At 72.0% G+C, this 21,467-nt stretch carries 22 protein-coding genes; 15 read left to right on the top strand and 7 right to left on the bottom strand.

Annotated features, from left to right (window positions below; all coding sequences use genetic code 11):
* Complete coding sequence (locus ACIBVQ_RS18860) at nucleotides 1–564, bottom strand: helix-turn-helix domain-containing protein (RefSeq protein ID WP_362916917.1); 564 nt, start codon at nucleotides 562–564, stop codon at nucleotides 1–3.
* Nucleotides 565–667: 103 nt separating this feature from the next.
* Here ACIBVQ_RS18860 and ACIBVQ_RS18855 point away from each other — a divergent pair, with 103 nt between their 5' ends.
* Nucleotides 668–1,186, top strand: coding sequence for a carboxymuconolactone decarboxylase family protein (locus ACIBVQ_RS18855; RefSeq protein WP_362772189.1), 519 nt, complete (start codon nucleotides 668–670; stop codon nucleotides 1,184–1,186).
* Complete coding sequence (locus ACIBVQ_RS18850; protein WP_352012587.1) at nucleotides 1,183–1,401, top strand: hypothetical protein; 219 nt, start codon at nucleotides 1,183–1,185, stop codon at nucleotides 1,399–1,401. The genes ACIBVQ_RS18855 and ACIBVQ_RS18850 overlap by 4 nt, the downstream gene beginning before the upstream one ends.
* On the opposite strand, the gene ACIBVQ_RS18845 is transcribed toward ACIBVQ_RS18850, so the two are convergent.
* Complete coding sequence (locus tag ACIBVQ_RS18845) at nucleotides 1,371–1,943, bottom strand: shikimate kinase (protein ID WP_399178796.1); 573 nt, start codon at nucleotides 1,941–1,943, stop codon at nucleotides 1,371–1,373. The genes ACIBVQ_RS18850 and ACIBVQ_RS18845 overlap by 31 nt on opposite strands.
* Nucleotides 1,944–2,264: 321 nt before the next feature.
* Between ACIBVQ_RS18845 and ACIBVQ_RS18840 the strand changes: the two genes are divergently transcribed.
* From ACIBVQ_RS18840 to ACIBVQ_RS18820, 5 genes are all read left to right on the top strand, one after another.
* The gene (locus ACIBVQ_RS18840; protein WP_362916911.1) at nucleotides 2,265–2,759 is read left to right on the top strand and encodes a hypothetical protein; all 495 of its coding nucleotides are present in this window, start codon (nucleotides 2,265–2,267) and stop codon (nucleotides 2,757–2,759) included.
* A gap of 62 nt (nucleotides 2,760–2,821) precedes the next feature.
* Complete coding sequence (locus ACIBVQ_RS18835; protein ID WP_352012584.1) at nucleotides 2,822–3,274, top strand: hypothetical protein; 453 nt, start codon at nucleotides 2,822–2,824, stop codon at nucleotides 3,272–3,274.
* 3 nt (nucleotides 3,275–3,277) lie between these two features.
* Complete coding sequence (gene cseB, locus ACIBVQ_RS18830; protein WP_352012583.1) at nucleotides 3,278–3,940, top strand: two-component system response regulator CseB; 663 nt, start codon at nucleotides 3,278–3,280, stop codon at nucleotides 3,938–3,940.
* A 3-nt stretch (nucleotides 3,941–3,943) separates the two neighbouring features.
* Nucleotides 3,944–5,128, top strand: coding sequence for a HAMP domain-containing sensor histidine kinase (locus tag ACIBVQ_RS18825; protein WP_352012582.1), 1,185 nt, complete (start codon nucleotides 3,944–3,946; stop codon nucleotides 5,126–5,128).
* A 149-nt stretch (nucleotides 5,129–5,277) separates the two neighbouring features.
* Nucleotides 5,278–5,859 carry a TIGR03086 family metal-binding protein gene (locus tag ACIBVQ_RS18820; RefSeq protein WP_399178793.1) on the top strand — a complete coding sequence of 194 codons (582 nt, stop codon included), beginning with the start codon at nucleotides 5,278–5,280 and terminating at the stop codon, nucleotides 5,857–5,859.
* A gap of 146 nt (nucleotides 5,860–6,005) precedes the next feature.
* Here ACIBVQ_RS18820 and ACIBVQ_RS18815 read toward each other — a convergent pair whose 3' ends face one another.
* On the bottom strand, nucleotides 6,006–7,247 hold the full coding sequence (locus ACIBVQ_RS18815) for an FAD-dependent monooxygenase (protein ID WP_399178791.1): 1,242 nt from the start codon (nucleotides 7,245–7,247) through the stop codon (nucleotides 6,006–6,008).
* 112 nt (nucleotides 7,248–7,359) lie between these two features.
* Between ACIBVQ_RS18815 and ACIBVQ_RS18810 the strand changes: the two genes are divergently transcribed.
* From ACIBVQ_RS18810 to ACIBVQ_RS18780, 7 genes are all read left to right on the top strand, one after another.
* Entirely contained in the window at nucleotides 7,360–7,902 is a 543-nt protein-coding gene (locus tag ACIBVQ_RS18810; RefSeq protein WP_352012579.1) for a TetR/AcrR family transcriptional regulator, read from the top strand.
* Nucleotides 7,903–8,094: 192 nt separating this feature from the next.
* A complete protein-coding gene (locus tag ACIBVQ_RS18805; protein WP_399178789.1) occupies nucleotides 8,095–8,733 on the top strand; it encodes a biotin transporter BioY in 639 nt (212 codons plus the stop codon).
* A gap of 7 nt (nucleotides 8,734–8,740) precedes the next feature.
* Complete coding sequence (locus tag ACIBVQ_RS18800; RefSeq protein WP_399178787.1) at nucleotides 8,741–10,129, top strand: class I adenylate-forming enzyme family protein; 1,389 nt, start codon at nucleotides 8,741–8,743, stop codon at nucleotides 10,127–10,129.
* A gap of 1 nt (nucleotide 10,130) precedes the next feature.
* Nucleotides 10,131–11,285 (top strand): thiolase family protein, encoded by a 1,155-nt coding sequence (locus ACIBVQ_RS18795; protein WP_399178785.1) that lies wholly within the window; start codon nucleotides 10,131–10,133, stop codon nucleotides 11,283–11,285.
* Nucleotides 11,286–11,960, top strand: a complete 675-nt coding sequence (locus ACIBVQ_RS18790) for an ABC transporter ATP-binding protein (protein WP_362781306.1) — start codon at nucleotides 11,286–11,288, stop codon at nucleotides 11,958–11,960. It begins immediately after the preceding gene.
* Nucleotides 11,957–12,562: an energy-coupling factor transporter transmembrane component T family protein gene (locus tag ACIBVQ_RS18785; protein ID WP_399178782.1), complete on the top strand. Its 606-nt coding sequence runs from the start codon at nucleotides 11,957–11,959 to the stop codon at nucleotides 12,560–12,562. Before ACIBVQ_RS18790 ends, ACIBVQ_RS18785 begins: the two co-directional genes overlap by 4 nt.
* A gap of 48 nt (nucleotides 12,563–12,610) precedes the next feature.
* The gene (locus tag ACIBVQ_RS18780) at nucleotides 12,611–13,891 is read left to right on the top strand and encodes an MFS transporter (RefSeq protein WP_399178780.1); all 1,281 of its coding nucleotides are present in this window, start codon (nucleotides 12,611–12,613) and stop codon (nucleotides 13,889–13,891) included.
* Between the two features lie 54 nt (nucleotides 13,892–13,945).
* Here ACIBVQ_RS18780 and ACIBVQ_RS18775 read toward each other — a convergent pair whose 3' ends face one another.
* Together ACIBVQ_RS18775 and ACIBVQ_RS18770 are read right to left on the bottom strand one after the other, a co-directional pair.
* Nucleotides 13,946–15,268, bottom strand: coding sequence for a M16 family metallopeptidase (locus ACIBVQ_RS18775; protein ID WP_399178778.1), 1,323 nt, complete (start codon nucleotides 15,266–15,268; stop codon nucleotides 13,946–13,948).
* A complete protein-coding gene (locus tag ACIBVQ_RS18770; RefSeq protein ID WP_362916891.1) occupies nucleotides 15,265–16,575 on the bottom strand; it encodes a pitrilysin family protein in 1,311 nt (436 codons plus the stop codon). Before ACIBVQ_RS18770 ends, ACIBVQ_RS18775 begins: the two co-directional genes overlap by 4 nt.
* A gap of 255 nt (nucleotides 16,576–16,830) precedes the next feature.
* Here ACIBVQ_RS18770 and ACIBVQ_RS18765 point away from each other — a divergent pair, with 255 nt between their 5' ends.
* The gene (locus ACIBVQ_RS18765) at nucleotides 16,831–19,107 is read left to right on the top strand and encodes an FdhF/YdeP family oxidoreductase (protein WP_399178776.1); all 2,277 of its coding nucleotides are present in this window, start codon (nucleotides 16,831–16,833) and stop codon (nucleotides 19,105–19,107) included.
* Here ACIBVQ_RS18765 and ACIBVQ_RS18760 read toward each other — a convergent pair.
* Both ACIBVQ_RS18760 and ACIBVQ_RS18755 read right to left on the bottom strand, forming a co-directional pair.
* Entirely contained in the window at nucleotides 19,085–19,828 is a 744-nt protein-coding gene (locus ACIBVQ_RS18760; RefSeq protein WP_399178774.1) for a L,D-transpeptidase family protein, read from the bottom strand. The genes ACIBVQ_RS18765 and ACIBVQ_RS18760 overlap by 23 nt on opposite strands.
* 139 nt (nucleotides 19,829–19,967) lie before the next feature.
* The gene (locus tag ACIBVQ_RS18755; protein ID WP_399178772.1) at nucleotides 19,968–21,392 is read right to left on the bottom strand and encodes a choice-of-anchor A family protein; all 1,425 of its coding nucleotides are present in this window, start codon (nucleotides 21,390–21,392) and stop codon (nucleotides 19,968–19,970) included.
* Nucleotides 21,393–21,467 lie beyond the last annotated feature (75 nt).

Below are 21,467 nucleotides of genomic sequence, written 5' to 3'. Positions count from 1 at the left end.
TCAGGGGGCGGCCGGTTCTCCGGCCGCCCCCATGAGCGTCTCCGCGACGGCCCGGGCCCGCAGGGCGGGGACGGTGGAGCGTTCACGCAGGGCGGTGACGATGGCGCCGTCCATGAGCATGACGAGTTGCGGCGCGAGCGCGGCGGCGCGGGGGTGCCCGGCGGCGGTGAGCAACGACTCGACGTAGCCGGTCACCCGGTCCTTGTGGCCGGCCGCGACCCGGTGCGCGGCGCCCGCGGGGTCGGCGGCCTCCACCATCGTGTTGATGAACGCGCAGCCGCGGAAGTCGGCGCGGGCGAACCGTTCGGCGAGCGCGTCGAAGACCGCCAGCGGCCCGCCGCCGTGCGCGGCGACCCGTTCGGCCAGCCACTCGCGCCACCGCCGGTCACGGCGTTCGAGCACGGCCACGACCAGGTCGTCCTTGCCGGGGAAGTGGCGGTAGAAGGAGGCGCGCCCCACCTTGGAGACGGTCAGGATCTGCTCGACGCCGACCGCGCGCACCCCCTGGGCGTAGAAGAGCTCCTCGGCGGTGTCCAGCAGGCGTTCACGGGCTCGGGTCGGCACGTCGTCGATTCTATCCGCCGTTGACGCAAATGGAACTGATCGGTACCGTCTTCTCAAACGGAACCGACCGGTACCGTTTTGGGTTCTGATCACGGAGGACACCATGCCGAGGCTGCCGCAGCTGACCGAGGATCCCGACGGCCTGCTTGAGGAGACACGACGGCAACTGGGCAGAGTGCCCAACCTGTACGCCGCCCTGGCCAACGGCCCCGCCGCGCTCCGCGGCTATCTGGCCATGCGCGACGCGCTGTCCCGCGGCGTGCTCAGGGCCAGGCTGCGCGAGCAGATCGCCCTGCTGGTCGCCCAGGAGAACCGCTGCGTCTACTGCGTCAGCGCGCACACGCTGCGCGGCGGCCTGATGGGCATGGACGGGCGGCAGCTTGAGCGCACCCGCGACGCCCGCGACGACGACCCGCACACCGAGGCGGTGCTGCGCGTCACCAGGCAGGTCGTCAGGACGGGCGGCAGGGTGGACGACGAGGAGCTCGCCCTGGCCAGGAAGGCCGGGGTGACCGACGCCGAACTCGCCGAGATCGTCGCGCACGTGGCGCTCAACACCCTGTCCAACCACTTCAACCACCTGGCCCGCCCCGACCTGGACTTCCCCGAGGTGACCGTATGACCCTCACCTGGCGCACCGCCTCCGTCGAACTCGTCGAGGGATACCTGCTGACCGGCGAGGACGGCGCACCCACCACCCGCGTGGGACAGGCCCGCGTCGCCTTCGAAGGGGGGTTCGCGCACGTCGAGGTGCCGGGCAGCGGTCGCGTCGAGGTGCTCTCCGCCCCGGCGATCCGCCTGGTCACCTACCGTTCCGAGGACTCCTGCGCCGTGTGACGCCCGCCGTGAACCTTCCGGCGGGGCCGCCGTCCCTCCAGGTGGTCCAGTACGGCTCGCGCCACCTCGCGCTTGGAGGCCGAGGGACGCTGGAAGCGCAGGTCGGCGACCTCCTCGAAGAAGGCGGCCCTGCGCTCGTGCAGCTCGGTCGCCAGGGCCAGCGGCTCCATGCCGAACCGCGGCCGGTACGGCTTGGCGGCGATCTTCTCGGCGACGAACTCGGGGGCGGCGTCCAGCCAGACGACCAGGGCGGGCTTCATCTCGGTCCGGGCGCCGGGGTCGTCGAGCACACTGGAGGCGGCGGCGATGACCGGAGCGGGCCGCTCCGCGAGGCAGGCCCGCAGGTGCTCGACCTCCCTGGCGTGCAGGACCTCCATCCCCTCACGCTCGGCGATCTCCGCGGCCGTGGCGCCGTAGCGTTCCCGGAGATACTCGTCGCTGTCGCGCACGGGCCTGCCGAGGCTCTCGCCGAGCAGGCGCGAAACGCTGGTCTTTCCCGCCCCCATCAGGCCGACCACGACGATCGGGATGTCGTTCGTCATGCTGCCCTCCTCCTGCCGGCGCCCAGGTGATCCCCACCGTCGGCCCCTGCCCGGAAAACACCGTCCCATCCACCCTGGTTTCCCCTCTCCTATCGGCTTCCCGGCCTTGTGAGGGAACAGACCGGTTTGCTGCGTCCTGCTGGAGGACCGGAAAACGGGCACACGCGACGGTCCTCCACGGCGAACCTCTCGATGGAGGGCTGTTACAAAGCCGCAGGAAGACCGAGAAGTTTCCCTCCTACCGTCATCGTTGTGCCGGGCGGGGCGTGCTGAGACGCCTCTCGTCGGGTCCCGGCGCGTACGAGGCCCAAGGGGGAGACGATGAGAAGGATCACAACGGCCGTGGCCGTCACGCTGCTCGGGTTCGTGGTGGTGACCTGCGCGGCGGCCTGCGGGGCCGACGAGGTCAGGCGGCCGCTGGCCCAGACGTTGTCCCCGGAGGACGCGGAGCCGGTCTCCCACGAGGTTCCGCAGGAGAGCGGGGTCTACGTGATCAATCTGTACGGTGCCGAGGAGGGGCAGCCCGCCCGGCGCCCGGCGAACCTGGTCGCCTCCGAGTTCAGCACCCTCAAGGGGATCACCTGGCGGAGCTGGGGTCCGGAGAGGGCCGTCGGCGGCGGCAGGCTGAGCGGGACGTGGTGCCTGCCCGGCTGTCAGGCCAGACCGTACGAGGCGACGATCACTCTCAGCAAGGCCAGGAAGGTCGGGGAGAGGCGCTACTTCACGAAGTTCGACATCACCGGTGACTTCCCCCGCCCTGACAGCCCCAAGGACACTCTGAGCGGGACGCTCCCGCTGCCGTTCTCCACCCCCTGAACTGCGGGTTTCTGAGCGGAGGGGTCAGCGGGTCGCATACCCTCCACACGATGATGACCGGTGTGAAGCGAGCAGCCCCCCTGAGCGCCGCCGTTCTGACCGCTGTTCTGACGATGATTCCGGTGGTGGCGGGGTGCGGAGCGGACGGCGGGGTGCGGGTGGAGGGGTCGGCGCCGCCCTCCAAGCCCCCCAGAGGGCCCGTCTACGTGATCGCCTACCTGGGAGATCCGCTGCGACGGCCGAGCAGGCTCGCGTTGGACGAGTTCAACAGCGTCACGGGGATTCGCTGGGAGTCCTGGGGAGGAGAGAGCGCCGTGGGAACGGGTGAGCTGAGCGGCACGTGGTGTCTGCCCGGCTGTCAGGAGAGGCCCTACCGGGGGACGATCACGCTCAGTGAGCTGATCTGGCACGAGCGGGCCGGATACTACGGCCGGTTCACGGTGAGGGCCGACGGCCTCCCTCCTGACAAGGCCAAGGAGCTGACCGGCGGGAAACTCACGGTGCCGGAGTCCTGAGACATGATCGACGTGCTCCTGGTCGAGGATGACCCGGTGATCCGCGAGGCCACTGGCATGGCCCTGGAGCTGTACGGCATGCGGGTGCGGACGGCGTCCGACGGACTGGGCGGCCTGGCCGAGTTCCGCGCCCGCCCACCGGATGTCGCGCTGCTGGACGTCATGCTTCCGCACCTGGACGGGGTCAGCCTGGCCAGGCGGATCAGGGAGGGCGGCGAGACCCCGATCATCATGATCTCTGCCAGGTCCGACGCGATCGACGTGATCAACGCCCTGGAGGCAGGGGCCGACGACTACGTCACCAAGCCGTTCGACGCCGCCGTGCTTCACGCCAGAATCCGCGCCGTGCTCCGCCGTGTCGCCATGCCCGGGCAGGCGAACGCGCCACTCGCCTTCGGCGACCTCGCGATCGACGTCGAGTCCATGGAGGTACGGCTGCGCGGCGAGCGGGTGGCGCTGACGCCGACCGAGCTGAAGCTCCTGCTGGAGTTCGCCGCGGAACCGGGGGTCGTGCTGTCGAGGGACACTCTGCTCAACCGGGTCTGGGACTACGCCTGGGACGGGGACACCAGGGTCGTCGACGTCCACGTGCAACGGCTCAGAGCCAAGATCGGTAACGACCGCATCGAGACCGTGCGCGGTTTCGGCTACAAACTGCGGAGATGACGCATGGGTCTGCGCGCGAAGCTCAGCCTGGTCATCGTGGGAATGTCGGTGCTCGTCGCCACGGTCTTGAGTCTTCTGGTCCACACACGTACGGCCGTCGTCACACTCGACTCCGCGCGGCGCGGCCTGGACGCCGAGCTGACGAGCACCCTGATCCGTCACCAGGAGGGGCAGGACACCCCGCTGGCGGCCGGAGACGTTCCCGCGCCGCTGGCCGCGGCCCTCGGCGAGGGGACACGCGCCACCTACCTGCAGGACGGCACCACTCTCTGGGCGGCGACCAGGGCCGACGGGCAGACGCTCTCGCTGCGCCGCTCCTACGAGGCGGAGAACGCGGAGCTTGCCCGGCTCGACCGCATCCTCCTCGGTTCCGGCCTGGCGGCGGCGCTGTTCGCCTCCGGTGTGGGGCTGGTGGTCGCGGGCGGGCTCAGCAGCAGGATCCGCGCGGTGGCGAGAACGGCCGCCCACATCGCCGAGGGGGACCTGTCCGCCCGGGTCGAGGCGCGGGGCCGGGACGAGATCGCAGCCGTCGGGGCGGCGCTCGACCAGATGGCCGACGCGTTGCGGGCCAGGCTCGAAGCGGAGCGGCGGGTCACCGCCGACATCGCCCACGAGCTGCGCACCCCCGTCGCGGGACTGGTCACGGCGGCGGGGCTGTTACCGTCGGGGCGCCCCGCGGAACTGGTCAGAGACAGCGCCGCGACGCTGCGCCGCCTGGTCGAGGACATCCTGGAGGTGGCCCGGCTCGACGCCTCCGCCGAGACGCCGGTCAGGGAGGTCCGCTCCTCGGGGGCGCTGGCCAGGCGGGCGGTCGTGGCCTCGGGGGTGCCGGGCGTCGAGGTGGTCGTCGCAGGTGAGGCCGAGGTGGAGACCGACCCGCGACGGGTCGAGCGGATCCTCGCCAACCTCGTCACCAACGCGGCAAGACACGGAGCCCCGCCCGTTCGGGTCAACGTCACCGGGTTCAGCGTGACGGTCAGGGATCACGGTCCCGGTTTCCCCGAACCGATGCTCGTCATGCTCCGCGAGCACGGCCCACAGCGCTTCGGCACCGGGTCGGCCGCCCGTGAGGACGGCGTCGGCCTCGGGCTGACCATCGCCGCGGGACAGGCCCGTGTCCTCGGGGCGCACCTCAGCTTCGCCAACGCCCCGGACGGCGGTGCGATCGTCCGGCTGGACCTCGCCTGACCCGGTGGTGCCTGCCGGGTCGCCGGGCACCATCTGCGAGACGACGGAACCGGACGCAGGCTCGAACACCGGGGCTGGAGATCGGCCCCGGATATTGTCTGAGCCCCGCGGTAGCGTCCCTGGCGACGCCGACGAGAACGGGGAACCCCATGAGTGACATCGCCACCCGCTATCGAACCCGTGCCGACATCTTCGCGGCCAAGATCGCCGCTGTGGAGCCCGGCCGCTGGTCCGACCCGTCCCCCTGTGAGGAGTGGACCGCGAGAGACGTCGTCGGTCACATCATCGACATGCACGCCGTGATGCTCAGGCCCCTGGGCCGGTCGCTGAGCCCCGCGCCGTCCGTCGCGCAGGACCCGCTCGCCGCCTTCACCGCGGCCCGCGCCGACGTGGAGGCCCTGCTCGACGACCCGGCCACCGCAGAGAGGAAGGTGGACACCCCGACCGGCAACATGTCCGTCGAGCAGCACATCGACCAGGTCGCCAGCGCCGACATGGTGCTGCACGGCTGGGATCTGTCCCGGGCCACCGGGCAGGACGACACGATCGACCCGGCCGAGGTCGAGGCGATGTGGCCCCATGCTCAGTACATTCCCGATGAGATGCGCATCCCCGGTGCCTTCGGCCCCGGGGTCGTCGTCCTGGGGCCGGAGGTCGAGGTCCCCGACGACGCCCCGCTCCAGCACCGCCTTCTCGGCTTGTTCGGCCGCGACCCGAACTGGTCCGCCTGAACCGGGGAGGGCGGAAGCCCCGGTCCGCGCGTCCGGGCCGGGAGGAGAGCTCGCCCATGCGTCCTTGGTCACGGTCCGCTTCATGAGCCCAGGCAGGAGAAAGAAGCACGCACACGGGTGGGAGAGGGGGTCCTCCGGCGGGGCGATCAGCCGGTGACGCCGGTCCTGGGGGTGAGGCCGCGTGAATAGTCCTTCGTCCTGACCTCGTCGTGCAGGCGCAGCCCCCTGGCGCCCATGTCGGTCAGGGTGCGGGCGGCGGAGGTGGGGATGTGGTTGATCAGCCACATCCCCCACGTCAGGGTCCGCAGTGCCCCGGGGCTGGTGGGGATGAGCCGCTTGGCCGCGCCGACGGCGAAGGAGCGGCTGCGCCGTACGTAGTCGCCGATCTCCCGCTCGTAGGCGGGGAAGGCGCGGGTGTGGTCGCCGCCTGACTCGGCCAGCTCGCCCGCCAGGACGTAGGCGCCGACGACGGCCAGACTGGTGCTGCCGCCGACCGCGGGGCCCGGGCAGTAGCCCGCGTCCCCGGCCAGGCTCACCCGCCCCCGTGACCAGGTGTCCATGCGCAGCTGGGTGATCGAGTCGAAGTAGAACGCCGTGGCGCGGTCGAGCTCCTCACCCAGCAGGCGGGGGACCTCCCAGCCCATCCCGGCGAACTGCTCCCGCAGCAGTTCCTTCTGCCGGGCGACGTCCCGGTGGTGATAGTCGAGTTCGGCCGGAGGGCGGAACAGGAAGACGGCGCGGGCGTCGTCCAGGTGGGCGCCGCCGTACACGCCGACCATCCTGTTGACGCCGGTGATGCCCGATATGCGGTCGCGCAGCCCCAGATAGTTGGGGATCGACATGACCGCCAGGTAGGCCCCGATCCAGGCCGTGTAGCGCGACTCGGGGCCGAAGACCAGGCGCCGGACGTTGGAGTGCAGCCCGTCGGCGCCGATGACCAGGTCGAACCTGCGGGCCGGTCCCCGTTCGAAGGTGACCTCGACGCCGTCGGCGTCCTCGGTCAGGGAGGCGATGGAGTCGTCGAAGACGTACTCGACGTCGTGCCGGGTGGCCTCGTACAGGATCTCGCCCAGGTCGTCGCGCATGATCTCGGCGTGCCGGTCGGACACGACGCGCATCAGCCTGCCGACGTCGAGTGTGTGCGGGCGGTCGCCGTTCTCCGCCAGGAAGGAGAGCCACTCGGTGCCGGTCTTCCTCGCCTGGACGGCCCCGGCCAGTCCCATCCTGTCGACGATGTCCATGGCCGGGCGGAACAGGTCGACCGCGTGGCCGCCGGCCTTGCGGGGGGAGGGGGCCCGCTCGACGACGGTGACGGCGAAGCCGTATCTGGTGAGCCAGTAGGCGAGGACGGGCCCGGCGACGCTGGCGCCGGAGATGAGGATCCGCATGCGCCGTCTCCTTACTTAACGGGAGGTAAGTTAATTACTTAACGATAGGTAAGCACGGTTGACGGCGGGGCGCAAGTCTTACTGAACGATAGGTAAGCGATACTCTTGGCTCATGGCGAGGCCCTCGGACACCAAGATCCGCATCCAGGCGACGGCGCGTGAGCTCTTTCGTGAGCAGGGTGTGCAGAACACCAGCCTCAAGCAGATCTCCGACCGGCTCGGCATCACCAAACCGGCTCTCTACTACCACTTCTCCTCACGGGAGGAGCTGGTCAGGAGCATCCTGCAGCCCGTCATGGACACCCTGGAGGCGTTCGTCATCGGGCGTGAGCCGGGGGAGGGGCGGCTACTGCTCGAAGACTACTTCGATCTCATCTGGCGCTACCGCGAGGAGATCTCGATGGTGCTGCACGCGCCGACCGTGCTCGCCGAGCTGGAAATGGTCGATCGGATGTGGCGCTGGCGCAAGGAGCTGACCGTGCTCCTGCTCGGCCCCGCTCCCTCGGACGCCGCCCGGATCCGCTCGACCGTGGCGCTGGGCGGCATGGCCGACTGTGTGGTCGAGCACGCGGATCTCCCCGCGCAGGAGGTCAAGGCCGCCGCCGTCGAGGCCGCGCTCGCCGCCCTCGGACCGCTCGGCCAGGCGACCCCCTGAGGATCACCGAAAGGCGCTTTTCGGGCACCTAAAGTGACCGTATACCCTCCTTCGTACGAGTATGGGTGGTGTACGGGTGGGGACCGGTATCCGTTCTCCCAGACGGCCGTGTGGAATGTTGTGGGGTTCCTCCATGCGTGACCCGGCACCTCCTGGTGTGGGATCGACCTCATGACAGATGAAGGGAAGACGGTGTCACAGCAGGAAGGGACGGCGGGCTCCTCGGCGGGCTCCTCGTCGGGCCGAGGCTTCTCCACCGGAGATCTGGCCAGGGTCAGCGTGTTCGCCGCGCTGATCGCCGTGCTCGGACTGCCCGGGGCGCTGAACGTCTTCGGCAACGCGGTGCCCATCACCCTGCAGACGTTCGGCGTCATGCTCGCCGGAGCGATCCTGGGCACCTGGCGGGCCGGGCTCGCCGTAGCGGTCCTCATGGCGCTCGTCGCGACGGGACTGCCGTTGCTGGCCGGCGGCCGTGGCGGACTCGGCGTCTTCGTCGCGCCCTCCGCCGGGTTCCTGATCGGCTGGCTGCCCGGCGCGATGCTGACCGGCTGGATCGTCGAGCGCGGCGGGCGCACCCCGGGCATCGTCCGCCTGCTGATCGCCTGCCTCCTCGGCGGCGTCGGGATGGTCTACCTCCTCGGCATTCCCGTGCAGGCGGCCGTCACCGGCGTCTCCCTGGGACAGGCCGCGCTGCTCAGCCTCACCTTCCTGCCCGGCGACCTGATCAAGGTGGTGCTCGCCTCCCTGGTGGTCAGGGGGACGCAGCGGGCCTACCCCGACGCCGTCCCCGCCGTGCGGCACGAGCGGCTCAAGGCCGCGGGGAGGCGTTGACCCGCCCATGCCGGTGGCCCTTCAGGTGGTGCGACACGCCTCGGAGCACCCGCGCCGGATCGCGCTGCGCGCTCCAGGAGGCGACCTGAGCTACGCCGGGCTCGCGAGGCGGACGGAGGCCGCCGCGGCGGCACTGCGGAGCCGGGGGATCGGCCGGGGCGCGCTGACGGCGCTCAGCCTGGCCGACCCGGCCGAGTTGCTCGTCGCTGTGCTCGCCGCGGACCTGGCCGGTGCCACGCCGCTGGTCTGCGACCACACCTGGGAGCGGGAACGGCGCGAGCGGATCATGGCGACGGTCCCGGCCCACGTCCGCGTCGAGGCCCCGCTGCCCTCGGACCCCGGCCCCGTCCCGGTGGACTCCGGGGCCTCGCCGCAGGACCGGGCGTGGGCCTGCTTCAGTTCGGGCAGCACCGGCAGGCCACGCGCCGTGGTACGAACCCGCGCGTCGTGGACGGGTTCGTTCCCGCACCTGAGCGCGCTCACCGGGATCGGCCCAGGCGACGTCGTGCTGGTCCCCGGCCCCCTGACCTCCTCCCTGTACGGCTTCGCGGCCGTGCACGCCCTGGCGACCGGCGCCACGGCCGTCGTCCCCGGCCGCTGGCCGGCGAGGCCGGCCGCCCACCTGGGCGACGTGACCGCGGTCCACGTGGTGCCGCACCGGCTGCCCGCCGTACTCGACGCGCTGCGGGAGAGCGGCGGTGCACGGGGGCAGCTGCGCACCGCGGTCGTCGGCGGGGCGGCGCTGGGCGCGGGCGTCCGTGACCTGGCGGTGCGGGCCGGGGTGGACGTGGTCGCCTACTACGGCGCGACCGAGCTCTCGTTCGTCGCCGCCGACACCGACGGCCACGGCCTGCGGCCCTTCCCCGAGGTGGAGATCCAGGTCAGGACCGATCCGGGCCAGGAACTCGGTGAGGTGTGGGCGCGCTCGCCCTGGCTGGCCGAGGGATACCTGACGACCGGGACGGGCCCGCTGCGGATCGACGGCGACGGCTGGGCGACGGTCGGCGACGTGGCGGAGCCGTACCGGGCGGGGGAGGTTCTGCGGCTGCGCGGCCGGGGCGGCGGCGCGATACAGACCGGCGGCGCGACCGTGGTGCCGGAGGACGTCGAGGAGGTCCTCCGACGGGCACCGGGGGTCGACGACGTCGTGGTCGTCGGCTCACCGCACCCGGAGCTCGGCTCCGTGGTCACCGCGATCCTGGAGACGGACGGTCCCCGGCGACCCTCACGCGCCACGCTTGAGGAGGTGGCGCGCGGCGGCCTGGACGCCGCGCAACGGCCAAGGCGCTGGTACGCCGTCCGCAGCCTGCCGCGAACCCCGGCGGGCAAACCGGCGCGCGGCCTGCTCGCCGCCCGCCTGGCCGACGGCGACCCGGACATCAGGCGGCTCACCTGACATGAGACGGGACCCATCCTCACGGCCGGTCGTCGTCGCGGCCCGCCGCGGCCCCATCGGCACCGCCTTCCACGCCTTCAAGGAACTGACGGTCGAGGCGCTCGCCGCCCCTGTCATCGACGCCGTCGCCCGGGACGTCGCCCACCTGGGCCCGCCCGTCGAGGACGTCGTGCTCGGCAACTGCACCGGCCCCGGCGGCAACGTCGCACGGATCTGCGCGCTGGCCGCCGGGCTGGGCCACGGCGTCCCCGGCGTCACCGTGGACAGGCAGTGCGGCAGCGGCCTGGCCGCGATCCTGCTCGCGGGGAACGCGGTCGCCGCGGGAGAGACGGACCTCGTCGTCGCCGGAGGGGTGGAGAGCGCCTCGACCGCTCCGCTGCGGATCCGCCGAGGAACGGCCGTTCCGTACGAGCGGGCGCCGTTCGTCCCCGCGGGGTGGCACGACCCCGAGATGGGGCCCGCCGCCGAGGCGCTGGCCGCCGCGCGCGGTGTGACCCGCGAACGTCAGGACGCCTACGCCCTGCTGAGCCACGCCAAGGCGCTGGCCGCGCGGGAGGCGGGCCGGTTCGCCCAGGAGATCGTCACGGTCGGCGGCCGGGACGACGACCAGTGGCCGCGCCCGCTGCGCGCCCGGTCGCTGGCCCGGCTGCCCGCCGCGTTCGTGCCCGGTGGCACGGTGACCGCGGGCAACTCCTCTCCGGTCAGCGACGGGGTGGCGGCCGTCGCCCTCGTGCCGGAGTCGCTGCGGGCCGAGCTCGGGCTTGCGGGACTGCGGCTGCGGGCCGGAGCCGTCGTCGGCTGCGACCCCGCGCTTCCCGGACTCGGACCGGTGCCCGCCGTACGGCGGGTGCTCGAACGCGCGGGGGCCGGCCTCGGGGAGGTCGTCGCGGTGGAGATCGTGGAGGCGTTCGCGGCGCAGGTGCTCGCGGTGACCGACGAACTCGGCCTCGACCCCCTCGGCGCGGACGCGGAGCGGGTCTGCGCGGACGGCGGCGCGCTCGCCCTCGGCCACCCGTGGGGCGCGACCGGCGCCGTGGTGGTCACCAGACTGTTCAGCAGGCTCGTACGGCAGGGCGCCCCAGCCGGGACACTGGGACTGGCCACGGCCGCGGTCGGCGGCGGCCTGGGCGTCGCCGCGTTGTTCGAGGTGGTGTAGATGATCGAGATGAACGACGTCGGGGTGCGGTTCGGGCGGCGTGAGGTGCTGCGCGGCATCACGGCCTCGCTGACCGAACGCAGGATCGGCGTGGTCGGGGCCAACGGCTCGGGCAAGAGCACCCTCGCCCGCCTGGTCAACGGCCTGGCCCTGCCGACCTCGGGCGGCGTCACCGTCTTCGGGCTCGACACCCGCCGTGACGCGGCCAGGATCAGGCGCCGGGTCGGGTTCCTGTTCAGCGACCCCGACGCGCAGATCGTCATGCCGACGGTCGCCGAGGACGTCGCCTTCTCCCTCAGGCGTGGAGGGCTGACACGGCAGGAGATCGACCTGCGGGTGCGGGAGGTCCTGGACAGGTACGGCCTGGCCGATCACGCCGACCATCCCGCGCACCATCTGTCCGGAGGCCAGAAGCAACTGCTCGCCCTGTGCTCGGTCATGGTGCTCGACCCGGAGGTCCTGGTCATGGACGAGCCGACGACGCTGCTCGACCTGCGCCACTCCCGCCAGGTCGCCGGCCTGCTGCGCGAGCTGCCGCAGCAGGTCGTGGTGGTCACCCACGACCTGCCGCTGCTGGCGGGTTTCGACCGCGTGCTGGTGCTGGACGAGGGACGGATCGTCGCCGACGACGAGCCGGAGGCGGCCATCGGCCACTACCGGAAGCTCATGGCGTGAACGCGCTCACCGGCGCCTACGTCCCTGGGGACTCGTTCCTGCACCGTCTGCCCGCCGGGGTCAAACTCCTCGGCCTGGCCCTGTCGTGCACCGCGCTCCTGCTGCTGCACCCGCCCGTGGCGCTGGCGGGGGCGGCGTTCGCCGTGGCGCTGCTGTACGCGCTCTCCGGGGTCGGCGCCGCGGCGGCCTGGGCGCAGATCAGACCGGTCCGCTGGTTCGCCGTGGTCCTGTTCGCCATGCAGTACCTGCTGGACGGCTGGGCGGGGGCGCTGTCGTCCGTGCTTCGTGTCCTGCTCGCCGTCGCGCTGGCCGGGCTGGTCACGCTCACCACGCGTACCGCGGTCATGATGGCCACCCTGGAACGGCTGCTGGCCCCCGTCAGGTTCGTCGGCGCCGACCCCTTCCGCCTGTCGCTGCTGCTCTCCCTCACCCTGCGCAGCGTGCCCGTCGTCGCCGGGCTGGCCACCCGGGTCAGGGAGGCGCAGCGCGCCAGGGGCACCGAGTGGAGCGTGCGGGCCTTCGCCGTACCGCTGGTGGTGAGCGCCCTGCGGCACGCCGACACCCTGGGCGAGGCCCTCAGCGCCCGCGGCCTGGACGACTGACCACAGATCTCCATAAAAGCGGAAAAATCCAGATCCTCCTCGGTTATCGTGTGGACGATCTTGGCGGCGACCGTCACCACGCGTCCGGAGGGAAATGTGGCCGAGGGCTTTCCTGACCGTGGGTTCAAGGCCTACTGGTCGGCGATCGGGGTCTCGCAGTTCGGCACCGCCGTCAGCATGGTCACCATCCCGATGGTCGCCGTGCTGACCATCGGGGCCACGCCGGGGCAGATGACCTGGCTGGTGGTGATGGAGCTCGCGCCCGCGATGCTCGCCGGGGTTCCCGCCGCGGCCTGGGCCGACACGCTGCACCGGCGGTTGCCGCCGCTCATCGGCTGCAACGTCGTCCAGGCGCTGGTCGTGGGGGCGATTCCGCTGCTGTGGTGGCTGGGCTCGCTGAACTATCCGGCGCTGCTGGCCCTGGTCGGGGTCTCCTCACTGGTCCGCGGCCTGCAGTCGGCGCTGTCCAGTCCGATCCTGGTGCAGATCGTGCCCAGGGAACACCTCGTCGACGCCAACGGGAAGACGAACGCGACCCGCAGCGTCGCCGACATCGGCGGCCCCGCGGCCGGCGGGATGCTGATGGCGGTCCTCGCCGCCCCCCTGGTCGTCCTGGCCGACGCGTTGTCGTTCCTGCTCTCCGCGGCGCTGCTCACCCGGGTCAGGACGCCGCCACCCTCCGAGCGAGCCCCGAGGGAGAGATCACGCGGCACCCTCGGCGAGGTCGTACGGCTGGCCCGCGCTCTGGGCCGCCGCTCCGGAGTGCAGGCACTGGCCACCCTGTGCGTCGCCCAGGGGATCATGCAGCCGATCCTCGTCCTGTTCCTGGTGCGGGAACTCGGCCTGGGGCCGGCACCGATCGGGCTGCTGCTCGGCCTGGGCGCGGTCGGCGGCGTCGGCGGGGGACTCCTGCTGGGCAGGGTCATCGGCCGGCACGGCCCGGGACGGACGCTGGCGCTCGGCACCGCCGTCTCCATGTGCTCGCTGCTCGCACTGCCCTTCTCCGCCCCCGGCGTCTCCGGAGCCGCCGCGGTCGTCCTGTTTGAACTCGCGGGCAGCCTCGGCGGCACCGTCATGGCCGCCACGGTCTACGGAACCCTCCAGAGCGCGGCCAAGGACGGTGAGGTGGCCAAGGTGATGGTGCTGGCGGGCACCTTCCTGCAGGTCGGCGGCCTGGTCGGCTCCTTCGCCGGGGGAGCGCTGGCCACGGCGTTCGGGCTGCGCGCCGCCGCAGGAACGGCCGCCGCCCTGATGCCGCTGCTCCTGCTGCCCCAGCTCGTCCGCTGGTACACGGCCCGGTGGCGGATCGACACGGCCACCATCGGGTGAATCCACGGTCGAATCCACGGTCCCGCCCCGGGGCGCTGCGGGACCGTGGATGTGTCACCTGGTCTCGACGGGCATGACCGAGGAGAGGCTCCGCTCGACGCGCTCGGCGTCGCCGAGCAGCACCGCCGTGGCCCGGCCCGGTCCCATGTAGGTCGAGGCCACGCGGTGCACGTCCTCGACCGTGGCCGCGGTGAGCCGTTCGACACGCCGCGCCAGGTGGTCCAGCCGCAGGCCGAACCCCGCCAGCGTCCCGGCGAACCTGGCCAGCCCCGCCTGGGTGGCCGTGGCGACCTGCAACGTGCCGATGGCGTACCGCCGGGCCTGCTCGACCTCCTCCGGCTCCGGCGGCAGCGTGGCGATCCTGCCCAGCTCGTAGAGGGTCTCGACCAGCGCGGGAGCCGTCACCTCGGTGGAGACGTCGACGGAGAGTATGACGGCGGAACCGCCGAGCGAGTGGTCGACGATCGAAGCGGGACCGTAGGAGTACCCCTTGTCCTCGCGGATGTTCTCCGTCCAGCGGGAGGAGAAGTAGCCACCGAAGATCAGGTTGGCCAGCTGCATGGCGGCGCTGTCCGGGTGGTCACGGCCGGGGGCGGGCAACGCGAACCGTATCGACGACTGGAGCGTGCCCGGCCGGTCGACCAGCAGCAGCGGCCCCGGCACCGGTGACGGTGCGGGCGGCATCGTCACCTTGTGCCCGCTCCCGGCCCACCCCCCGAGCCTGCGCCCGGCCAGTTCGATCGCCTCGCCGGGGTCCAGGTCGCCGACCAGCACCAGGACGGCGCCGTCGGGACGCATCCGCCGCTCGTGCAGGGCGCGTACCCGCCCGGCCTCGACCGCGCCGACCCGCTCGGGATCGGGCGTCTCCACCGCGTACGGGTGCGTGCCGTAGACCCGCTTCAGCAGTTCGGCCCTGGCCAGCGCGGGCGGCTGGCTCAGCGTCACCCGGAACCGGTCGGCGAGCCTGTCCCGTTCGACGGAGAACTCATGGTCGGGGTACCGGGCGTCGCAGAGCGCGTCCGCGAGCACCTCCAGCAGCCGGTCGAGACCGGAGGCCAGGCAGTCTCCGCTGACCAGCCACCGGTCGGGGCTCGCCCCACAGTCGAGACTGCCACCGATGGCCTGCGTCTCCTCGGCGATCACGGCGGCCGAGCGGGTCCCCGTACCGGAGAACAGCGTCTGCGCCAGCAGGGCGCCCTCGGCGATGTCCACCTCCGCCATCGGCACCCACAGCCGCGCCTCGACCAGCGGCGTGGTACGGCGGGCGATCGCCACCACCGTCAGCCCCGAGGGCAGCACCGCCTCCGCCTGCGGTGGCAGGACCAGAGGAACGGCGGGCTCCAGATCGGGCAGGGGCCGTACGGCCTGGGCGCTCATCGGCCCCTCCCCGCCACGACCTCGACCGAGGCCCGCCGGTCCGGGACCAGCCTGGCCGCGGCCGCTCCGACCTGCTCGGCCGTCACCGAGGACAGCAGCGCGGGCAGCTCGTTGAGCAGCGCCGGATTTCCTCGTTGCAGCTCCAGCACGGCCAGCCGTGTCGCCCGGTCGATCATCGTGTCCCCCTCGCGCAGCAGCAGAGCGGTCATCCGCGCCTGGACGCGCGACAGTTCCTCGGGAGCCGGGCCCTCGGTGGCCAGCCGCTCGGTCTCCTCGCCGATGACGTCGAGCACGTGCCCGGCGGACCCGCCCGCGGGCAGGTTGGCCTGCAGCAGCAGCGCCGTGGGGTCGAGGACGTCGAAGGGGTCGCCCATGAAACCCACGTAGCCGCTGACGCCGGTGGCCAGACGGTCCCCGAGCACGAGCCGGGAGACCAGACGCGAGGAGGCGCCGTCGGTGAGCACCTCCGACAGCACCACGTACGGCAGATAGCCCGCCAGGTCGGAAACCGGGTCGGGCACTCGCCACGCCGCCGCGACCGCGGGGGTCGGCGCCGCCGCGTCCACGTAGGAGTGGTGCCGGGCCGCGGTGAGATCGGGCTCCGCCAGGACGGGCGCGGGCGGCGCCGGGCGCGCGGGCACGTCGCCGAAGTGCCGCCTGACGAGCACCTCGGCCTGTTCCACGGAGAAACCACCGGTGACGCACAACACGGCGTTCCCGCAGGCGTAGTACCGGTCGAAGAACTCCTCGGCCTCGTCGACCCCGGCCGCGTCGAGGTCGGTGAAGGAGCCGTAGCCGTCGTGCGCGTTGGGGAAGGTGTCGAACATCACCGGGGGGAGCCGCAGCCACGGGAAACCCCCGAAGGGACGGTTGAGGACGTTGACCCGGATCTCCTCCTTGACCACGTCCACCTGGTTGCGCAGGGTCTCCGGAGTGATCCGCGGCGCGCGCATGCGGTCGGCCTCAAGGAACAGCACCCGTTCGAGGGCGTTGGCGGGAACCGTCTGGATGTATCTGGTGTAGTCCAGGTGGGTCGAGCCGTTGAAGGTGCCTCCGGCTCCCTGGATGTGCCGGAAGTGCGCGAGTTTCTCCAGGTTCTCCGACCCCTGGAACATGAGGTGCTCGAACAGGTGGGCGAATCCGGTACGGCCCTGCGGCTCGGACCGGATGCCGGCGCCGTACACGACGGCGACCCCGGTCACGGGGCAGTCCGGCTCGGGGGCGAGCACGACCCGCAGCCCGTTGTCCAGGGTGAGGCGCTCGACCCGGTAACCGGTGCGCGGCCGGATGAGGTTTGACGTCGGCATTCGCGGCTACCCCCCGACCTGGGGCGCGTGCCCGAAGAGGGGGATCAAGCCGTCCTGGCCGATCGGTTCTCCCGCTGCCATGGTGTCCTTTCGTGATCGCCGGGCAGATGCCTCCCCAGTCTTCCCAGTCGGAGCCCGGGGCGGAAGTGGGTCCCTGATCACGTCTGGATTGTCCGTTTCCTGGACAGTCGTGCGAGACTTTCGAGAGCGAGGTCCGCCCGCTGCTGGGCGGCACGTGAGGAAAGAAGGTCCGGGATGGTCAGGAAGGCTCCGCGAGAGGACGTCAACGAGGACGGGCTGGAGGTCGGCCCGCCCAAGGAGTGGGCGGCGGGCATCCCCGGGGTGACCCGGTCGCTGCTGACGTCCTACGCCCAGATGGGCGCGGGCCGTACGTTCCTCACCCTGGCCCGGGTCAACCAGAAGGACGGCTTCGACTGCCCCGGCTGCGCCTGGCCGGAGGGCGGGCACCGCAGCCCGGCGGAGTTCTGCGAGAACGGCGCCAAGGCGGTCGCCGAGGAGGCCACGACCCGCAGGGTCACCCGTGACTTCTTCGCCGCCCACACGATCGGCGACCTGGCCCGCCACACCGACTACTGGCTGGGCCAGCAGGGGCGGCTCACCGAGCCGATGTACAAGCCGGAGGGCGCCGACCGCTACGAACCGATCACCTGGGAGCGGGCCTTCGGCGTCGTCGCCGAGGAACTGCGCGCGCTCGGCGGCCCCGACGAGGCGGTCTTCTACACCTCGGGCCGCACCTCGAACGAGGCGGCGTTCGTCTACCAGCTCCTCGTGCGGCGCTTCGGCACCAACAACCTGCCCGACTGCTCCAACATGTGCCACGAGTCGAGCGGTTCGGCCCTCACCCAGACCCTGGGCATCGGCAAGGGCACGGTCTCACTGGAGGACCTGCACCGCGCCGACCTCGTCTTCGTGGTCGGCCAGAACCCCGGCACCAACCATCCGCGCATGCTGTCGGCCCTGGAACGGGCCAAGCGCAACGGGGCGCGGATCGTCGCGGTCAACCCGCTGCCCGAGGCGGGACTGCTGCGCTTCAAGAACCCGCAGCGCCCCTCGGGGCTGGCCGGGCGCGGCACGACACTGGCCGACCGGTTCCTGCAGATCCGCCTCAACGGCGATCTGGCGCTGTTCAAGGCGCTGTCCCGGCTGCTGCTGGAGGCCGAGGACGCCGCCCCCGGCACCGTGGTCGACCACGCCTTCGTCCAGGAGCACACCCACGGCTTCGAGGAGTGGGCGGCCGACACCCGTGCCCTGGACTGGGCGGAGGTCGAGGAGGCGACCGGGCTCGACCGCGGGGCGGTCGAGGAGACCGCCCGCGACGTGCTCGGCGCGAAGTCGGTGATCGTCTGCTGGGCGATGGGTCTCACCCAGCACAGGAACTCCGTCGCCACCATCAGGGAGGTGGTCAACTTCCTGCTGCTGCGCGGCAACGTCGGCCGCCCCGGGGCGGGGGTCTGCCCGGTCAGGGGCCACTCCAACGTCCAGGGCGACCGGACGATGGGCATCTACGAGAAGCCCTCCGAGGCCTTCCTCGACGCGCTCCGTGACGAGTTCGGCTTCGAGCCGCCCCGCGAGCACGGCCTGGACACCGTCGAGGCGATCAGGGCGCTGCGCTCGGGCGCGGCGAAGGTGTTCTTCGCGATGGGCGGCAACTTCGTGGCCGCGACGCCGGACACCGAGGTGACCGAGGCGGCGCTGCGCCGCGCCAGGCTGACCGTGCAGGTCTCCACCAAGCTGAACCGCTCCCACGCCGTCTGCGGCGAGCGGGCGCTGATCCTGCCGACGCTGGGCCGTACCGAACGCGACAACGACCGGTTCGTCACGGTCGAGGACTCCATGGGCATGGTCCACGCCTCCCGGGGCAGGCTCAGGCCAGCCTCGCCGGACCTGCTGCCCGAGGTGGCGATCGTCTGCGGCCTGGCCCGCGAGCTCTTCGAGGACGACCCGCATGTGCCCTGGAAGGAGTTCGAGGCCGACTACGACGCGATCAGGGAGCGCATCGCGCGGGTCGTGCCCGGCTTCGGCGACTTCAACACCCGGGTCCGCGCCCCCGGCGGATTCGCGCTGCCCAACGCGCCCCGCGACGAGCGGCGTTTCCCGACGGCGACGGGCCGGGCGACCTTCACCGTCAACCCGCTTGAGGTGCTGCGGGTCCCCGAGGGACGGCTGCTGCTGCAGACGGTCCGCAGCCACGACCAGTACAACACGACCATCTACGGCATGGACGACCGCTACCGGGGCGTGAGCGGCGGGCGCAGGGTCGTCTTCGTCAACCCGGACGACCTGGCCGAACGCGGCCTGGCGGACGGTGAGACGGTGGACCTGGTGAGCGAGTGGCCGGACGGCGAACGCAGGGCGGAGCGGTTCCGCGTCATCGCCTATCCGACCGCTCGGGGGTGCTGCGCGGCCTACTTCCCCGAGACCAACGTGCTCGTGCCGCTGGACTCCGTCGCGGAGACCTCCAACACCCCGACCTCGAAGAGTGTGGTCGTCAGGCTCGTCCGGCCCAACTGAGCACCGGGCGGCGGACGTGGACCGGCTCCCCGGGGCGGAGCATGCGAAACAGCGGTATGGCGTTGTGCAGCGGCACCCGCACGCACCCGTGGGAGGCGGGACGGCGCGGTACGAGCGTGGAGCCGTGCACGGCGATGCCGCCGTTGAAGTAGACCGGGTAGTACATCGCCCCCAGGGGGCCGGTCGACCAGCCGTGCACCCGCTCGCCGACCGTGAAGTCGCCGGGCGGCGTGTCGGCGAACCCGCAGTGTCCCCGGTCGCAGTAGGACTTGCGCGCGCCGGTCGAGACATGGCTGACGAGTACGGCCTTGCCGTCCCGCCACACCGTGAGCAGCTGGCGGGTCAGGTCGATCTCGACCCGTGAGGGGCTTCCCCCGGGCACCAGTGGCCTGATCCGCGCGGGCCTGGCCATCGCCCGCCGGGTGGCCGTGTCCACCCGGTCGAGGGCGGGCAGCCCGTTGGCCTTCTGGAAGGCCCACACGGCCATGCGCAGGGCGGAGTCGTACTCGGGGCCGGGAGCGCCGGGGGCGAACCCCAGCTCGCGCAGGCGCCTCTTCACCTGGCGGACCTCCTGCAGCCGGACGCCGAAGCGCAGGGTCTGCGGTGGCTGCCCGGCCGCCGAAGGAGGCGCGTCGTCCGCGTGGGCGGGCCCCGTGGACATGAGCGCGGTCGGGGTGAGAGCGGTGAGCACGACCAGAAGACAGCGGCCGACGGTACGCATGGTTCACGCCTGTCCGTTGCCGGGAGCGGATGTTCCCGGTGATCTTCCCGCAACGGCATGGAGTTGACGGGCTTTCCAGTGGTGTTCGTGCCGGGAGGGACGTGGCCCGGCGGGGAACGCCCGCCGGGCCCGTGGACCTCTACGACAGGAAGCGGGAGGTCATCATGCGAAGGAGCGGGCGCTTCTCATGGATCGCCCCGGGACCCCGGCCGTGGCACACCGGCCGGTGGCAGCCGAACCAGTGACGGCCGCCGTCGAGGTGGTGCCTGCTGTGGGTCCACACCTTCCCGGCCTGCCCTCCCGTTCCACCCTCCACCGGAGGCTTGGGTGGACGCGGGGTCCGGGTGGGACTGGGCGTGGGTGTGGGAGTAGGTGTCGGGGTGGGTGTGGGTGTGGGTGTGGGTGTGGGTGTGGGTGTCGGAGTCGAGGTGGGTGTCGGCGTTGGGGTCGGGGTGGGCGTGGGTGTCGGTGTTGGTGTGGGCGTCGGTGCCCCGCAGTCGGGAAGGTCCCCGTTGAAGGGGTAGGCGTGGATCTCGTATCCGCCGTTCCCCGTGTGCGTGAGAGAGCCGTTGACGAACAGCCGCCCGTTGAAGCCCGGCATGCTCAGCGTCGTGGTGCTGGCCGGGTCGGCCACCAGGACGCTGCCCTGGAAGTTGCCGCCGCCCTGCAGATTCACCGTGGTCGCGTCGGGGAAGTTCCACAGCGACCGCTCACGCAGCGCGTTCCACGGGTCGGCGTCGGCGATGTCGCCGCTGAAGGTGTTGATCGTACGGCTGGTGCCCAGCATGTTGATCAGGACGGTCGCGTTCGCGGGGATGCCCTCGAACACGATGCCCTGCGTGGAGCCCCCGGGGCCGGTCAGGTCGAAGTCGACGTTGAAGACCTGGAGCGCGGAGGTGCCGTCACCGGTGAACAGGGTCTGGGCGCCCTGGTTCACCGCGGTCCCCGTCGGTGTGCTCGGAGGGTTGCCGGTCGAGTCGGCGTAGCACCGGCTGGCCTGCTGCAGCGCGGGCACCAGGTCCAGATAGGGGGTCGCCGCGTCCGGGTCCTCAACGAGGGTTCCGGTGACCGTGCCCGTCAGGGGACCCGCGTGCCGTACCACTCCGCCTTCGGCCAGGAGGCGCTGGCCCGGAGCGACGGTGACCGATCCGCCGGTGGTCAGGAAGTCGGCCCCCTCAGGAGGCGGCACCCGTGAGCCGACCCCCGCGATGCCCACGTTGTAGGCGGGGGAGGCGGCGGCGTTCTTGTTCTGGTCGAAGTCGCCCAGCACGACCGCCCGGCCCTCGGCCTCGGCCGCGAAGCCCCGGACCAGGAAGTCGCCGCCGACGAAGGTGTTGATGGCGTTGTCACGGCCCGCGAAAGGCCCGTTGTTCACCGGAGGGAAGGGGGAGGGGCAGCTGCCCGGTACGCAGGGGCCCAGGCCGAAGGGCAGCGTCGCGGCCATGACGGCGGGAAGGGCGATGACGCCTCCCACCACGACGGCGAGGACCCCGGCACCTCCCGTCAGCAGCGAAGGGCGGCTGAAAACCCGGTATTTCCCGGGCCGTCGCATCTTTTGGAGCATGATCGATTCCTTTTTCCGAACGAGTCCTCCTCATCCTGAGCGGGAACATGATCATCTCCGTGATGGAAACCCCCT

This window comes from Streptosporangium sp. NPDC049376, from assembly GCF_044466505.1.
In the GTDB taxonomy this organism is placed as follows: domain Bacteria; phylum Actinomycetota; class Actinomycetes; order Streptosporangiales; family Streptosporangiaceae; genus Streptosporangium.
This window is presented reverse-complemented; position numbering and strand designations above follow the sequence as displayed.

What these genes read in the sequence shown, in the direction of transcription:
- ACIBVQ_RS18855 (WP_362772189.1), top strand. Translation starts at nt 668, where the DNA reads ATGCCGAGGCTGCCGCAGCTGACCGAGGATCCCGACGGCCTGCTTGAG.
- ACIBVQ_RS18850 (WP_352012587.1), top strand. Translation starts at nt 1,183, where the DNA reads ATGACCCTCACCTGGCGCACCGCCTCCGTCGAACTCGTCGAGGGATAC.
- ACIBVQ_RS18845 (WP_399178796.1), bottom strand. Translation starts at nt 1,943, where the DNA reads ATGACGAACGACATCCCGATCGTCGTGGTCGGCCTGATGGGGGCGGGA.
- ACIBVQ_RS18840 (WP_362916911.1), top strand. Translation starts at nt 2,265, where the DNA reads ATGAGAAGGATCACAACGGCCGTGGCCGTCACGCTGCTCGGGTTCGTG.
- cseB (WP_352012583.1), top strand. Translation starts at nt 3,278, where the DNA reads ATGATCGACGTGCTCCTGGTCGAGGATGACCCGGTGATCCGCGAGGCC.
- ACIBVQ_RS18825 (WP_352012582.1), top strand. Translation starts at nt 3,944, where the DNA reads ATGGGTCTGCGCGCGAAGCTCAGCCTGGTCATCGTGGGAATGTCGGTG.
- ACIBVQ_RS18820 (WP_399178793.1), top strand. Translation starts at nt 5,278, where the DNA reads ATGAGTGACATCGCCACCCGCTATCGAACCCGTGCCGACATCTTCGCG.
- ACIBVQ_RS18815 (WP_399178791.1), bottom strand. Translation starts at nt 7,247, where the DNA reads ATGCGGATCCTCATCTCCGGCGCCAGCGTCGCCGGGCCCGTCCTCGCC.
- ACIBVQ_RS18810 (WP_352012579.1), top strand. Translation starts at nt 7,360, where the DNA reads ATGGCGAGGCCCTCGGACACCAAGATCCGCATCCAGGCGACGGCGCGT.
- ACIBVQ_RS18800 (WP_399178787.1), top strand. Translation starts at nt 8,741, where the DNA reads ATGCCGGTGGCCCTTCAGGTGGTGCGACACGCCTCGGAGCACCCGCGC.
- ACIBVQ_RS18795 (WP_399178785.1), top strand. Translation starts at nt 10,131, where the DNA reads ATGAGACGGGACCCATCCTCACGGCCGGTCGTCGTCGCGGCCCGCCGC.
- ACIBVQ_RS18790 (WP_362781306.1), top strand. Translation starts at nt 11,286, where the DNA reads ATGATCGAGATGAACGACGTCGGGGTGCGGTTCGGGCGGCGTGAGGTG.
- ACIBVQ_RS18775 (WP_399178778.1), bottom strand. Translation starts at nt 15,268, where the DNA reads ATGAGCGCCCAGGCCGTACGGCCCCTGCCCGATCTGGAGCCCGCCGTT.
- ACIBVQ_RS18770 (WP_362916891.1), bottom strand. Translation starts at nt 16,575, where the DNA reads ATGCCGACGTCAAACCTCATCCGGCCGCGCACCGGTTACCGGGTCGAG.
- ACIBVQ_RS18765 (WP_399178776.1), top strand. Translation starts at nt 16,831, where the DNA reads ATGGTCAGGAAGGCTCCGCGAGAGGACGTCAACGAGGACGGGCTGGAG.
- ACIBVQ_RS18760 (WP_399178774.1), bottom strand. Translation starts at nt 19,828, where the DNA reads ATGCGTACCGTCGGCCGCTGTCTTCTGGTCGTGCTCACCGCTCTCACC.
- ACIBVQ_RS18755 (WP_399178772.1), bottom strand. Translation starts at nt 21,392, where the DNA reads ATGCTCCAAAAGATGCGACGGCCCGGGAAATACCGGGTTTTCAGCCGC.